This window comes from Salinisphaera sp. SWV1, assembly GCF_052044155.1.
GTDB lineage: Bacteria > Pseudomonadota > Gammaproteobacteria > Nevskiales > Salinisphaeraceae > Salinisphaera.
Genome location: NZ_JBQDYE010000004.1, coordinates 111,088 through 125,323, shown reverse-complemented (window position 1 = coordinate 125,323; position 14,236 = coordinate 111,088). Strand labels below are relative to the sequence as shown.

At 65.5% G+C, this 14,236-nt stretch carries 14 protein-coding genes and 2 riboswitches; all 14 genes read right to left on the bottom strand.

The genetic code is table 11. The features are described from left to right. Positions 1 to 124: 124 nt before the first annotated feature. The 14 genes from ACS8YF_RS03335 to gcvT all read right to left on the bottom strand — a co-directional run bounded on the left by ACS8YF_RS03335 (position 125) and on the right by gcvT (position 13,975). The gene (locus ACS8YF_RS03335) at positions 125 to 982 is read right to left on the bottom strand and encodes an NAD-dependent protein deacetylase (RefSeq protein ID WP_440848799.1); all 858 of its coding nucleotides are present in this window, start codon (positions 980 to 982) and stop codon (positions 125 to 127) included. 103 nt (positions 983 to 1,085) lie between these two features. Beyond that, on the bottom strand, positions 1,086 to 1,355 hold the full coding sequence (locus ACS8YF_RS03330; RefSeq protein WP_440848798.1) for an acyl-CoA-binding protein: 270 nt from the start codon (positions 1,353 to 1,355) through the stop codon (positions 1,086 to 1,088). A 317-nt stretch (positions 1,356 to 1,672) separates the two neighbouring features. After that, complete coding sequence (locus ACS8YF_RS03325) at positions 1,673 to 2,170, bottom strand: dihydrofolate reductase (RefSeq protein WP_440848797.1); 498 nt, start codon at positions 2,168 to 2,170, stop codon at positions 1,673 to 1,675. Continuing rightward, the gene (locus ACS8YF_RS03320; RefSeq protein ID WP_440848796.1) at positions 2,167 to 3,705 is read right to left on the bottom strand and encodes a sensor histidine kinase; all 1,539 of its coding nucleotides are present in this window, start codon (positions 3,703 to 3,705) and stop codon (positions 2,167 to 2,169) included. Before ACS8YF_RS03320 ends, ACS8YF_RS03325 begins: the two co-directional genes overlap by 4 nt. 44 nt (positions 3,706 to 3,749) lie before the next feature. Beyond that, positions 3,750 to 5,465 carry a putative bifunctional diguanylate cyclase/phosphodiesterase gene (locus ACS8YF_RS03315; RefSeq protein WP_440848795.1) on the bottom strand — a complete coding sequence of 572 codons (1,716 nt, stop codon included), beginning with the start codon at positions 5,463 to 5,465 and terminating at the stop codon, positions 3,750 to 3,752. 97 nt (positions 5,466 to 5,562) lie between these two features. Continuing rightward, positions 5,563 to 6,372: a thymidylate synthase gene (locus ACS8YF_RS03310; RefSeq protein WP_440848794.1), complete on the bottom strand. Its 810-nt coding sequence runs from the start codon at positions 6,370 to 6,372 to the stop codon at positions 5,563 to 5,565. Next, positions 6,369 to 7,172, bottom strand: coding sequence for a prolipoprotein diacylglyceryl transferase (gene lgt / locus ACS8YF_RS03305; protein ID WP_440848793.1), 804 nt, complete (start codon positions 7,170 to 7,172; stop codon positions 6,369 to 6,371). The genes ACS8YF_RS03310 and lgt overlap by 4 nt, the downstream gene beginning before the upstream one ends. A gap of 115 nt (positions 7,173 to 7,287) precedes the next feature. After that, entirely contained in the window at positions 7,288 to 7,830 is a 543-nt protein-coding gene (locus ACS8YF_RS03300) for a GNAT family N-acetyltransferase (protein ID WP_440848792.1), read from the bottom strand. Positions 7,831 to 7,866: 36 nt separating this feature from the next. After that, positions 7,867 to 8,802 (bottom strand): carbohydrate kinase family protein, encoded by a 936-nt coding sequence (locus tag ACS8YF_RS03295; protein ID WP_440848791.1) that lies wholly within the window; start codon positions 8,800 to 8,802, stop codon positions 7,867 to 7,869. A gap of 96 nt (positions 8,803 to 8,898) precedes the next feature. Continuing rightward, positions 8,899 to 10,398 carry an aminomethyl-transferring glycine dehydrogenase subunit GcvPB gene (gene gcvPB, locus ACS8YF_RS03290; protein ID WP_440848826.1) on the bottom strand — a complete coding sequence of 500 codons (1,500 nt, stop codon included), beginning with the start codon at positions 10,396 to 10,398 and terminating at the stop codon, positions 8,899 to 8,901. 8 nt (positions 10,399 to 10,406) lie between these two features. After that, on the bottom strand, positions 10,407 to 10,916 hold the full coding sequence (gene tpx, locus ACS8YF_RS03285) for a thiol peroxidase (RefSeq protein WP_440848790.1): 510 nt from the start codon (positions 10,914 to 10,916) through the stop codon (positions 10,407 to 10,409). A gap of 1 nt (position 10,917) precedes the next feature. Then, positions 10,918 to 12,294: an aminomethyl-transferring glycine dehydrogenase subunit GcvPA gene (gcvPA, locus tag ACS8YF_RS03280; RefSeq protein WP_440848789.1), complete on the bottom strand. Its 1,377-nt coding sequence runs from the start codon at positions 12,292 to 12,294 to the stop codon at positions 10,918 to 10,920. A 77-nt stretch (positions 12,295 to 12,371) separates the two neighbouring features. Continuing rightward, positions 12,372 to 12,767: a glycine cleavage system protein GcvH gene (gcvH, locus tag ACS8YF_RS03275; RefSeq protein ID WP_109995066.1), complete on the bottom strand. Its 396-nt coding sequence runs from the start codon at positions 12,765 to 12,767 to the stop codon at positions 12,372 to 12,374. Between the two features lie 95 nt (positions 12,768 to 12,862). After that, positions 12,863 to 13,975 carry a glycine cleavage system aminomethyltransferase GcvT gene (gcvT, locus tag ACS8YF_RS03270; protein ID WP_440848788.1) on the bottom strand — a complete coding sequence of 371 codons (1,113 nt, stop codon included), beginning with the start codon at positions 13,973 to 13,975 and terminating at the stop codon, positions 12,863 to 12,865. Between the two features lie 55 nt (positions 13,976 to 14,030). Next, positions 14,031 to 14,110, bottom strand: a riboswitch (glycine riboswitch). Between the two features lie 12 nt (positions 14,111 to 14,122). After that, a riboswitch (glycine riboswitch) is annotated at positions 14,123 to 14,211 on the bottom strand. Between the last annotated feature and the right edge of the window lie 25 nt (positions 14,212 to 14,236).

Sequence of the window (14,236 nt, the reverse complement as noted above, 5' to 3'; positions counted from 1 at the left end):
TCGACATTACCCAGTCAGTGTAGGCGCTCGCCGCAGGACTTGCGATGCGCCATACAGCGGTCTGGCCGGGGCGCCGACCGGAGCCGGGGCCGCGCGGATACAGACACCATCGGCGCGCCCGGTTCTAGTCGATCGCTGCATCCAGCAGCGCGCCGCAGTCGTCGTCGATCTTGTGCGTGATCAGATCGTCGGCCCGGGTACGCCCCCGATTGATCGCCATGATCGGCAGCCCGCGCACCGCGGCTTCGCGGACGAAGCGAAAGCCGGACCACACCATCAGCGAAGAGCCGGATACCAGCACGGCCTCGGCCCCGGCCAGCCCGGCCCAGGCCCGCTCGACGCGCGGCCCGGGTACGGCGCCGCCGAAAAACACCACGTCCGGCTTGAGTATCCCGCCGCACAGGGGGCAATCCGGCACATTGAAGCGCTGGTAGTCGATGTCGCCAAGCTCGATGTCGCCATCGGGGCGCATGGCGTCGGCATCGTGCAGCCAACCGCGGTTGGCCTCGACCAGCATATCCTGCACCCGGTGGCGCGACAGGCGGGTCCCGCAATCCAGGCACACCACACGATCGAGCCGGCCGTGCAGATCGACCACGCTACGGCTGCCCGCGGCCTGATGCAGGCCATCGACATTCTGCGTCACCAGCAGCGACAGCCGCCCGGCCGCCCCCAGCCGTGCCAGGGCGCGGTGGCCGGGATTGGGCCGGGCCCGCGCCACGGGCGGCCAGCCGGCCATGCTGCGTGCCCAGTAGCGACGGCGCTTCGAAAGCTGAGCGATGAACGCCTGATGCTGAATCGGGCGTGCCCCCTTCCAGCCGCCGTCGCGGTCGCGATAGTCCGGAATGCCCGAATCGGTGCTCATGCCGGCGCCGGTCAGGACGAACAGCCGGCGATGGCACGACACGAAGTCGCGCAATCGCTCGACATGCGCCGTCCGGGCGGTCTCCGCCGGATCCGTCAACACATCGATTTCAGTCACGACGCCTCCGGGTAGCGGCAAGGACAGGCCCCGTCATGTTCGAATACCACGGCCTCGCGCGCAATGACCGCGCCGCCGGCCCAAGATACAAGCCCGGCGCCAATCAGTCGCGCTCGGCGTCCAGCAGCGCCCCCACTTTGGTCACGTAACCATGCTTCGCCTTGTCGGCCGCCATCCCCTTGAGTTTGGCCCACGCGTCGTACTTGGCCCGGCCCTTGAAATCGGTGATGCCCGGCCGCTTGCCGGAAACATCGCCCACGGTGGCCTGTTTGTAGTGGGCATACAGCGCCAGCAGATCGGCGTTGCTCGGACGCGTGGACAGCGTCTCGACATCCTTCTGCGCCTGTTCGAATTCAGCTTGCAGATCCGCCATGGATTCTCCTCGGCCCGATGGGCCTTCGTCGCGTCGGTCCGCCGAGTCTAGGGCCTGTTGCCGTTTCGTGCGAGTCCGCGCCAAGCGCTGTTTTGCGGCAAGACGAGGCGTAGCGAATGTGGCGTAGTCATTCTACGCGAGAGAGCTACAACGCTGGATTGCCGCAAAACAGCGCTTGTCCCTTCGGGTTGGGCCGCAAATCGCGCCCTGCGGCGTTGCGAGTCTGGGTCGTGGCACGCCACGACGCGGCGACTCACGCCTTGCCGGACACGATTTGCGGTCTCCAACGCGGCGCTCGCACGAAACGGCAACAGGCCCTAGCCAGCAATACGCACATACGTCATGAATCGATACGCCGGCGTATCGCCGGTGGCCGCGCGGGGCTCCTCGGCCACGAGTCGCCAGCGGGCCCAGTCCACCGCCGGAAACCAGGTATCGCCGGTGTATTCGGCCTCGATACGCGTGATCAGCAGACGGTCGGCCTGCGGCAATGCGAGCGCATAGATCTGCGCCCCGCCGATGACCATGAGTTCCGTCGCATCGGCCGCCTGTGCCAAGGCGGCATCCAGACGATCGACCACGACCACGCCCGCGGCCCGAAAGCCGGGCTGGCGCGTCAACACCAGATTGCGCCGGTGCGGCAACGCCCGACCAATCGATTCAAATGTGCGCCGGCCCATCACGATGGGCTTGCCGCGCGTGTTGTGCTTGAACCAGCGCAGATCCTCCGGCAGGTGCCATGGCATACCGCCCCGGGCGCCGATCAGGCCGTTCACATCCATGGCCGCGATCAGGCTGATACGCGGTTGCGTCATCGTGTCTCCTGGCTTGCGTCTGCCCTGGCCTCGAACTGCCGGGTCAGCGTGATGATGAAGGTCGTTCCCTGACTGTGGGTTTCGGCAATCTCGAGATCCCCCCGATGGCGCCGGGCAATGCGCCGGCACAGATCGAGGCCGATACCGGTTCCGGCCACGGCCTCGCGGTCTTGTCCGGCCAGCATGGCCTCCGGGTTGTCGAAGCCACGCGCGTTGTCGCTGTAGCGCAGCCGCAGCGTGCCCTCGTCCGGCGCCGTCGCCAAGGCTGCGATCGCGATGCGCGGCGGCGCCTCGGGGCGACGATAGCGAATGCTGTTGTCGATCAGATTCTGGAACAGCAACCGCAACTGTACCGGGTCGCCGGACACAACCCCGAGACTGCCCACGTCGACGACGGCGTCGTGCTCGCGCCTGAGCGTGCCCAGATCATCGACGACCGTCGCGATCAACGCCCGGAGATCAATCCGCTGGGGCACGAATGGCGCGTTGTCGATGCGTGCCAGCCGAAGAATCCCCGCCACATTGTCCTGCAGCCGCGCGACCGCCGCATCGATGCGGGCGAGATAGTCCGCAGCACCCGCGCCGGGGGCCACCGCGTCGTCGTCACGTGCTGCGTGGACATACTCGCGCACGCGCCGCAGCGGCTCGCGCAGGTCGTGCACGACCGCATTGAACCAGGCACGCTCAGCCGATTGATCGCCGCCGGCCGCTGGCGCGGTCCGGCGATCACTGGATTTCTCCGGCGCCCCGAGTGCCAGGGTGAAGCCCAGCAGGGTATTGTCGGCCTCGTCGTGCAGCGCGACCACCGTGACCGGCCAGCAGACATCGTCGGGCCCGTCGTCCGTGCCGACCACCACGGCCTGCTGCGGCCGTCCGGTCTCCACCGTGCGATGCAACAGCACGTACCAGTCCTGTTCGTCCGCCGGCCGGAACACATCGATCACCGGACGCCCGACCCACGTGTGATCGACAACCTCCAGACACTCTGCGGCCTGCGGACTGACGTATTTGATCTCGGCCTCGAGCCCCAGCCCGATCCAGCCGGGCTCGCCCGCGATCAGCGCGAGATTGGCGCGGTGGGCGGCGCGCGAGTCGCCCCGCGACCGGCGCCGGCTCGGCAGATCGTATGCCGGCCCGGTCTCCTGGATGAGCACCGCAAAACCCGGCTCGGCTTCGAGCTGCGGCCGGATCTCCAGTCGACAATTCTTGCGCTCGCCGGCCCGCGTCAGTAGCGGTAGATCGAGCTGCGCTTGCCCCGCTGCAGAGGCGCCGAACAGCGTTCGGGTGACCAATCCCTGATGACGATTCTCCGCCGGCGCGAGATGATCGAGCCGGCGCCCCATGACGTCGACCGCAAAATGCCCGAGCAAACGCTCGGCGCTGTCGTGCCAGATGCGGACACGACCATCGAGCGTCAACCCGCACACGGCGAGCGATGAATCCCGCGCGAGCAGCAACTCGAGCGCGCGCTCGGCAAAGCCGCCGTTGTCGTCATCGACGAGCCGGCGTGAAACATGGGCCGTGGAATCGATCATGACCGTTCCATGCTCGTTCGTGAAAACGTCGCCGCGCAACCCGATCAGTGAATCGGGGCGGTCAAACCGGCCAGGAGTTCGGTCACGTCCGGCGTCGTCAGGCCGGGCGCATAATAGAAACCCTGCGCGAAGCCGCAGTGGTTGTCGGCCAGAAAGCGCCGCTGTCCATCGTTCTCGACCCCTTCGGCCACTACACGCATGCCCAGGCTGGCCCCCAGGGCGATGATCGCCCGGGCCATGGCCTGGTCGCTGGGATTGTCCACGACACCGCGCAGACAGTTGAGATCGATCTTGAGCACGTCCACCGGCCGCCGCGTTAGAGACTGGAGCGTCGAGCGACCGCGCCCGACATCATCTATAACGACCCGTACCCCCATATTCTTGAGGGCGACGAGCAGATCATCGAAAATCCGGTTGTCCAGAATGAGTGCGCTTTCGCTGAATTCCAGCTCGAGACAGCCGGGCGGCATGCCGCGCTCGTCGATCAGCCGTCGTACGCTGGCCAGCAGGCCGGCGTTACTGACCAGTTCGGCCGAGACATTGACCGCAAGCACCACGTCGGCATCAATCAGGCCGTAGTCGCGCCAGGCCAGATACTGACGACAGGCCGACGACAGCACCCAGTCACTGAGACGGTCGATAAAACCACTCGTCTCCGCGAGCGCGACGAAACGCGTCGGCGAGATCGGCCCGAGGCGGCTGTGATGCCAGCGCGACAACGCTTCCAGTGCGACGATACGGCCGGTCTCGAGCTCGAACTGGGGCTGGTACACCAGATACAACTCGTCGCGCTCCAGGGCCAGGCGCAGCTCGTTGCCCAGCTCCGCCGGCTCGGCCTCGGTCGCCTGATCGACGTCGGCAAACCAGCGGAATCGATCGCGTCCGGCCCGCTTGGCGGCGTACATCGCAGCATCGGCGTGGGTGAGCAGAGTCATGCCATCGGCGCCGTCCTCGGGATAGCGCGCCGCGCCGATCGATATGGTCACGCGGAGCCGGTGCTCGCGCACCACCACCGGCTGGCGGAACCGATCCAGCACCGCGCGCAGCATCGCATCGACCTCGGTGGTGTCGTCCGTGTCGACCACCGCCACGAATTCGTCGCCACCCACGCGCCCCAACAGCACCTGCGCGCTACAGCAGGCCTGGAGGCGCTCCGCGGCCACGGCCAGGGCGCGGTCGCCCACGTTATGGCCCAGCGAATCGTTGATACTCTTGAAGCCGTCGAGATCGAAATAGATCACCACGAAGGGGGCGCGCCGCTCCGGCGGCTCGGCCAGCTTCCGGGCGATGCGTTCCTGCACCACCCGGCGATTGAACAGACCGGTAATCTGATCGTGCTCGGCCAGATAAGTGAACTGCGCCTGGTTGGCGTACTGCTGGATCGCGTAGCGAATGACCCGTTCGATCAGTACCGCCGTCAGGGAATCCTTGGACAGAAAATCGACCGCGCCGGCCTTCATGACCGCCAGATCGATTTCATAATTGTCGTTACCGGTCAGCACGACGATCGGCCCCGCGAAGCGTCGGGCCGCCGCGCTGCGCAGCACTTCCAGGCCGGTGCGCGCGCCCAGCTGATAATCGAGCAGGCAAATATCGTGCGCAGCACGCGCCAGCTCACGTTCGGCTTCGACGTGGTCCGATGCGAACGTCAGGGCATACCCCATGCCGTGCGCCGCCGACAACAGACTGGCCAGATGTTCGCGATCCTCTTCGCTATCCTCAACGACGAGAACCCGAATCGGGCCCGTTCCCTGATCCAATGTGAGTTTTCTTATTCAAATGTCATGATCGACATTCTACTTCAACTCACCGACCGCGCGCTGAAAATACTGGCCGGGCGCGAGCCGCCTCGGACATTCAGACCGCGATCGGGGCCTTGATGGTCGGATGGCTTTTATAATCAAGCAATTCAATGTCATCGAAACGAAAATCGAAGATATCGTCGATGGCCGGATTCAGATGCAGGCGCGGTGGCGCGAGCGGCTCGCGCGCAAGCTGGGCGGCCACTTGGTCGAGGTGATTCAAGTAAATATGCGCGTCGCCGAGCGTATGCACAAAGTCGCCCACGGCCAGATCGCATACCTGGGCAATCATGTGCGTTAATATCGCATAAGAGGCAATATTGAACGGCACGCCCAGAAAAATATCGGCACTGCGCTGATAGAGCTGGCAGGACAAACGCCCGCCGGCGACATAAAACTGAAACATCGCATGACACGGCGGCAACGCCATATCGTCGACCTGGGCCGGATTCCACGCGGTCACGATATGCCGGCGTGAATCGGGATTACGCCGGATACCCTCGATCACGCGTGCCAGCTGATCGATCGACTCGCCGTTCGGCGCCGGCCAGCTGCGCCACTGGTAGCCGTAGACCGGACCGAGATCGCCGTTCTCGTCGGCCCAATCGTCCCAGATCCGGACTTTGTGCTCGCGCAGGTAGGCGATATTGGTATCGCCGGCGATGAACCACAGCAGCTCGTGGATGATCGAGCGCAGGTGCAGTTTCTTGGTGGTCAGGGCTGGGAAACCGCGGGCCAGATCGAACCGCATCTGGCGGCCGAACACCGACTTCGTGCCCACGCCGGTACGATCGGCCTTGGTCACGCCGTGATCGCGCACCTCGCGCATCAGGTCGAGATAGGGTTGCTCGATCGCCGCACTCACCTGGCGCCGCCCTCATTCGGATCGCGTCGGGTATATGCCCAGATCAAAAGCGCGATGCCGCCGACGATCATGGGCGCCGAATAGATCTGGCCCAGCGTCATCCAGCCGAAGGCGACGAAGCCGGCGAACGGATCCGGCTGGCGGAAGAACTCGCAGAAAAAACGAAAGCAGCCATAGCCGACCAGGAATACACCGGATACCGCCGCGCGCGGGCGCGGCTTGGCCGCATAGATCCAGAGAATCGCGAACAGGGCGAGTCCTTCCAGCGAGGCCTCGTACAGTTCCGAGGGATGCCGCGGCTGCGGGCCGACATGCGGATAGATCATGGCCCAGGGCACATCCGTGACCCGGCCCACCAGTTCGCCGTTGATGAAATTCCCGATACGCCCGAAGAACAGCCCGATCGGCACGATCGGCGCCACGAAGTCGGTAATCTGGAAGAAGGTGCGGTGTGTCTTGCGCGCGAACCACATCGATGCGATCAACACACCGATCAGACCGCCGTGGAACGACATGCCGCCGTCCCAGACCGCGAAGATCTGCAACGGATGGTGATAGAACAGATCGGGCTGGTACAGCAGCACATAGCCCAGCCGTCCGCCGAACACCACGCCGAGCACGACATAGAACAGGAAGTCGCCGACTTCCTCCTTGTGCCAGTGCACATGCGGCTGGCGCGTGCGCACAATGCCCATGCCCCAGCCGATGAGGAAGGACAACAAATACATCAGGCCGTACCAGTGCACGGCCAACGGGCCGATCGAAAACGCGATCGGGTCGAAATCGGGACGTACGAACATGGGCGCGGAGTTTAGCAGCACGCCGCCCTGTCGTGGCGATCAAACCAATGACGAATTCTTGAAACCGCATCCGGCCGTCGGTGGACACATCGCGCGTGTCGCCTGGCCCGCGGGGTCAGCGCGTCAGCGCATAGCACAGCGCATCGCGCGGCGCCGCCGCATGGCCGAGATTAGGGCACGGCGCCCAGCGCGCGAGCCGCCCTTCGTATCGCATGCCGAGTTTTTCCAGCACGCGCGCGGAGGCGGTGTTCTCGACATCACAGGTCGCCCAGACACGATACAGATCGTCGTTGCCCCAGGCGGCCTCGACAATGGCCGCGGCCGCCTCCGTGGCCAGCCCCCGCCCCCAGACCGAGGGCGCGAGGATATAACCGATCTCCGCGCCGTGCTGATCGAACTGGCACGAGGCCGCTCCGTGCAGCACGCCGGTGGCGCGGTCGGTCACGGCGTAGCAGAAATCGTCGCCCGCAGCCCAGCCGGCCGCGACATCGTCGAGAAAGTCGTGGGTGTCATCGATGTCCGCCGCGGTCGGCCAGATCATGTAACGCGTGGCCACCGGATCGCTGGCGTAGGCGAAGATGGCCCCGGCATCGGTAGGCTCCGGCGGCCGCAGATGCAACCGCCGGGTATCGACGCTGCGCGGCATGACGGTCATCATCGAACGCGATCTCCCCTCAGGCCGCGCAGGCTATTTTCAGCCCAGCGCGTGGCCGAATTCCTTGGCGTAGCGCGCCTTGAACTCGTCCATCGTGAAGGCGTGGTTCTGGGTGCCGGGCCGCTCGATCTTGATCGTGCCCATCAGCGAGGCGATGCGACCTGTGGTGGCCCAGTCGTAACCCTGCTGCAGGCCGTAGATCAGCCCGGCCCGGAACGCGTCGCCGCAACCTGTCGGGTCGCTCAATGCCGAGGGGCTGCCGGTGGGTATCTCGTAGGTCTTGCCGTCGGCATAGATCACCGACCCCTTGGCGCCCTTGGTCACGATCAGCGCCTTGAGCCGGGATGCAATCTCGGCCTCGCTCATGCCCGTACGATCGCGCACCAGCTTGGACTCGTAGTCGTTGACCGCGAGATACGCCGCCTGGTCGATGATCGTGTTCAGCTCCGCGCCGTTGAACATCGGCAGGCCCTGCCCCGGATCGAAGATGAAATCGATCCCGGCATCGGCGAACTGCTGCGCATGGGCAACCATGCCGTCCTTGCCATCCGGCGACACCATGCCCAGCGTGATACCGGCATTATCCGGCACCGCCTGCTCGTGGGCATGGTTCATCGCGCCCGGATGGAAGGCCGTGATCTGGTTGTCGTCCATGTCGGTGGTGATGTACGCCTGCGCGGTGTAGGCATCATCGATACGCAAGATGTGATCACGGCTGATGCCGTGCTGATCCATCCAGTCGGCATAGTCGTCGAAATCCTTGCCGACCGTCCCCATGGCCTTGCCCTCGCCGCCCAGCAGCGCCAGCGAATAGGCAATGTTACCGGCACAGCCACCGAACTCCCGACGCATTTCCGGCACCAGAAAGGAGACGTTCAGCATGTGCACCTGGTCGGGCAGAATCTCGTTCTTGAACTGCCCGGAGTAGACCATGATGGTATCGAAAGCAAAGGAACCGCAGATCAGCGCAGACATAGATTGTCCTTTCGTCAAGTGAACGGGTGGCGCGCTTTCATCGCCCGCCGAGGCGCCGCCGGTATCAATCCGCCGGCGCACTCTGTAAGCATTGCATCAGGCCGCCGAACGCTCGCCGCCGGTTTCGGGCTCGTATTTCAAATCGAGCGACTTGGCCGCCGCGACTTCGTCCAGCCGGCGCACCGGCAGGCTCACCGGGGCGTTCTTTAACGTGGTTGCATCGTTTCTGGCTTCGTTCCAGATCGCGACCATGGCGTCGACGAAGCCGTCGAGCGTTTCGCGCGATTCGGTCTCGGTGGGCTCGATCAGAAAGCACTCCGGCACGAGCAGCGGGAAATAGATGGTCGGCGCATGATAGCCGTAGTCGAGCAGCCGCTTGGCGAAGTCGGTCGCGGTGACGTCCAACTGCTGCTTCTGGCGCTTGAGCGTGACGATGAACTCGTGGCTGGCGCGTCGGTCCGGGAACGCCACCTCGAAGCCGGCCTGCTTGAGCCGCGTCATCAGGTAGTTCGAGTTGAGCGTCGCGAATTCGGAGACCCGTGTCATGCCTTCGCGCCCCAGCAGGCGCGCATAGACATAGGCCCGCAGCAGCACGCCGGCGTTGCCCATGAAGGTCGAAAGGCGGCCGATCGTGTGCGGCACATCCTTTTCGGTCAGCCAGCGATAGCTGACGTTTGTGCCCTCGCCTTCGCGGCCGACCGCGGGGATCGGCATGAAATCGCGCAGACGTTTCGACACACCGACCGCGCCGGAGCCCGGCCCGCCGCCGCCGTGCGGCGTGGAGAAGGTCTTGTGCAGGTTCATGTGGATGACATCGAAGCCCATGTCGCCCGGGCGCACCTTGCCGAGAATGGCATTGAGGTTGGCGCCGTCGTAATACAGCAGGCCCCCGGCCTCGTGGATCATCTTCGAGATCTCGAGGATGTCCTGTTCGAACACGCCCAGTGTGGACGGGTTGGTCAGCATGATGCCGGCGGTCTTCGGGCCCACTTTCGAGCGCAGCGCCTCCAGATCGACGTCACCATCGGCGTCGGTCGGAATCTCGACCACGGTGCAGCCGCACATCACGGCCGTGGCCGGATTGGTGCCGTGGGCGGCGCTCGGCACGATGATTTCGTCGCGCTCGGTATCGCCGCGGGCCTCATGGTAGGCCTTGATCATCGCCACGCCGGTGAATTCGCCCTGCGCGCCAGCCATCGGCGTGAGCGAGACCGCGGCCATGCCCGTGACCGTCTTGAGCATTTCCTGCAGGTCGAAAAAGCAGGCCATCATGCCCTGGCTGTGGCTGGCCGGCGCCAGCGGATGCCGATTCAGAAAACCGGGCAGCGAGGCCAGCGTGTTACAGGCGCGTGGGTTGTACTTCATCGTGCACGAACCCAGCGGGTAGAAGTGCGTATCGATGGAGAAGTTGAGCTGCGACAGACGGGTGTAGTGCCGCACCACGTCCAGTTCGGAGACTTCCGGCAGGCCAAGCGCGCTGCGGCGCCGGAGGTTCGCCGGCAGATCGTCCACCGCGGGCGCGCTTGCCGGCGCCTGGGCGGTGGCCCGGCGGCCGGGGCGGCTGTGTTCGAAGATCAGTCGTTCAGTCATGGCAATCGATAACGTTAGGCCGATTCGAGCGCGGCGATGGCCGCGTCGTAGTCCGGTTCCTGGGAAATCTCGGGCACGAGTTCGCTGTAGACGACGCGATCGTCGGCATCGGCCACGATCACGGCGCGGGCGCACAGCCCGGCCATGCCGCCGTCCTCGATCAGCACGCCGTAGTCGGCGGCGAAGGTCTTGTCGCGCATCATCGACAGCGTGACGCCGTTTTCCAACCCTTCGGCGGCACAGAAGCGCTTGTGCGCGAACGGCAGATCGGCCGAGACCTGCAACAGCACCACACCGGTCATGGCCTCGACGCGGGCATTGAACCGCTTGACCGACAGCGCACAGGTGGGCGTGTCCAGGCTCGGGAAGATATTGAAGATCCTGGCGCGGCCGGCGAACGCGTCGAGCCCGACATCGACCAGATCGCTGCCGGTGAGCCGCAGCGGCGGCAATCGATCGCCCGGCTGCGGCAGTTCGCCGGCGACGTGCATTTCGGCGCCGCGGCGCGTGATGGTTCGGCTCATATCAGGCCACCTCTGTCATTTCTGCCAGCACATCCGACAGCGCGTTGGCGTAGGCCGCCAGATCGTCGTCGGTCTTGGTTTCGGTGGCACAGACGAGCACTACGTCGTCCATGTCGTCGAAGAATGCGCCCAGCGCCAGACCGCCGAGAATGCCGCGCTCGGCCAGCGCGTCGAGCACCGGCTGGGCCGGCACCGGCAGGCGCAGCGCGGCTTCGTGGAAGAACGGTGTATTGAATACGCGCCCCACACCGTCGAGTGCGGTCAGGCGGGCGACCAGATCGCGCGTGGTCGCGGCACAGGTCGCGGCCACGGTTTCCAGACCATGCGAGCCCAGCAGGCTCATGTGAATGGTCGCGGCGGTGACCAGCAGACCCTGATTGGTACAGATATTCGACGTCGCCTTCGATCGACGAATGTGCTGCTCGCGCGGCTGCAGCGTGAGCACATAGCCCGGCTTGCCGTCGATATCGCGGGTGCGCCCGACCACGCGCCCCGGCATCTGGCGTACATGGGTCTTGCGACAGCACAGAATGCCGAAGTACGGCCCGCCGCCGGCCAGTGGCGCGCCCAGCGGCTGGCCCTCGCCGACCACGATATCGGCACCGGCGCCGTCGCCCCACTCGCCCGGGGGCGTCAGCAGCGCGAGCGACACCGGGTTGACCACACCGATCGCCAACGCGCCGTTGTCGCGCGCCCAGTCGGTGAGCGCATCCACATCCTCCAGCACGCCGAAGAAATTCGGCTGCGGGATGACGAGCGCGGTGATGTCAGCGCCGGCCCGGGCGTCGAGCGCGGCGCGGTCGATCCTGCCGTCGGCGCCGTAGGGAATGGTCTCGAAGATAATGTTCTGGTTCGCGCAGATGTTATGCGCGACTTCGCGATAGTACGGGTGCACGCCGGCCGGCATCAGCACCCGCCTGGACTTGGATTTGCGATTGGCCCGCACGGCCATCAGCACGGCCTCGGCCAGCGCGGAGGCGCCGTCATACAGCGAGGCGTTGGCGACGTCCATGCCGGTCAAACCGCACATCATCGTCTGGTATTCGTACACGACCTGCAGCGTGCCCTGGCTGGCCTCGGGCTGATAAGGCGTATAGGCGCTATAGAACTCGCCGCGGGTGGTGATCTCCCATACCGCGGCCGGCACATGATGCTCGTAGGCACCCGCGCCGATGAAGCACAACCCCCCGGCATCCCGCGCGGCGCGCTGGTGCATCAAGCGGGTGACGGCCTGCTCGCTGGCGCGTTCCGGAATCGCCGAGATATCGACGTTGCGCAGCTTCGGGTCGATCTCGGAAAACAGGGCATCGACACTGTCCGCGCCGATGGCGGCCAGCATGTCCGTGATGTCCTTGTCGGTATGGGGAATGAAAGGCATAGCGTTTGCAGGTTGAAACCGGGCTGAAAACCAGGAAGCGGCGCCGACGACGCGCGCCGGCACCGTAAGGCGATCGATCAGTCTTCTTCGGCTTCGACGATCTCACCGTAGGCATCGGCGTCCAGCAGGTCGTCGAGATGCGCGGTGTTATCGACCGTCATCTTGAACAACCAGCCCTCGCCGAACGGATCTTCGTTGACGCGCTCGGGCGAATCGGCCAGTTCCTCGTTGACCTCGACGATCTCGCCGTCGACCGGCGCATAGATATCGGAGGCGGCCTTGACCGATTCGACCACCGCCACCGGGTCGCCCACGGCGAACTTGGTGCCGGTCTCCGGCAGTTCGACGAACACCAGGTCGCCCAGCGAGCCCTGGGCGTATTCGGTGATGCCGACGGTCACGGTGCCGTCGCCGTCGTTGGCCACCCATTCGTGGCTCTTGGTATACGAAAGTTCGTTCGGGATATCGCTCATTGTCTTATCCTGGATTGGCCCCTTGACGAGTCGAAATGATAAGCGAGGCGGCCCCGTATTCCAGCCGCTCGCGGGGAAAAGCGTCGGTCCGGCCGCTAGAGATCGATGCAGATCTCGCCGTGACGCACGAAGGGATAGGAGACGATGCGCGCCGGCACCCACTTGCCGCGCAGCTCGACCTCGACCGGATCCGTCCAGTCGGCGGGCACGCGCGCCAGCGCGATCGAGCGCGACAGGGTCGGCGCGAAGCTGCCGCTGGTGACTTGGCCGGGCGCGTCCCCGGCATCGCTGGCCTCGTCGCCGGCCGCGCGCACGGCCGCGCCGTGGCGCATGACGCCGCGCCCTTCCAGCAGCAGGCCGACCATTTTCCTGGTCTCGTCATGCTCGCGGATATGTGCCAGCGCATCCCGGCCGATGAATTCGCGCTCCGCCGGCTCGAAGGCCACGGTCCAGGCCAGGCCGGACTCCAGCGGCGTGGTGTCTTCGTCCATGTCCTGGCCGTAGAGATTCAGCCCGGCCTCGAGCCGCAGCGTGTCCCGCGCACCGAGGCCGATCGGCGACACGCCGGCCTCATGCAGCGCCCGCCAGGTCTCGACCGCCGCGTCGGCCGGCAGCATGATCTCGAACCCGTCCTCGCCGGTATAACCGGTGCGACCGATCGCCCATTCACCGGCGACCGTGACGCGAAACGGCTTGAGTTCCATCGCCGCGGCCGCGAGCTCGTCGTCGAGAATGCGCTGGCAAAGCTTGCGTGCCTGCGGTCCCTGTACGGCGATGATTGCCAGCTCGTCGCGCGCCGTGACCGTGGCGTCGAAGTCGCGGGCCTGGCTGGTGATCCACGCCATGTCCTTGGTCGTGGTGGCCGCATTGACCACGATGCGATACCAGTGCTCGCCCAGGTGATAGACGATCAGGTCGTCGACCACGCCGCCGCGGGTATTGAGCATGCAGGTATAGAAGGCACGGCCCACTTGGTCGATCTTGGCCACATCGTTGGCCAGAGTCCGCCGCAGCAGGTCGCGCGCCTGCGGCCCCTCGATGTCGACCGGGCGCATGTGCGAGACGTCGAACATGCCGGCCGATTCACGCACGGCCTTGTGTTCGGCGATCTGGGAGCCGTAGTCGATCGGCATCTCCCAGCCGGCGAAAGTCACCAGCTTGGCGCCCAGGGCAACGTGCTCGTCGTACAACGGGGTCTGATTGGCCATGCGATCGACTCTGTTTGGGCAAATTGCAGCAGTTCAAAGACCGTCGGTCTCGTTCCGCCGCCCCTCTGTCCTGGCACCTGAGAGATTCGCCCCGTCGGTGAACCGCCTTGGCGGTTGCTCTCCAGAGTCGATCGTGGCCGGCGAGCCGGCCCGCGCGTGGTCCTGTGGCCTGAGCGTTTCCGGGCGGAATTGCGCCTTCGGCGGCGGGCGTGCCCGCTCTCTCCCACGCGTTTTGCGATCGTGGGACGAACTATACCGGGC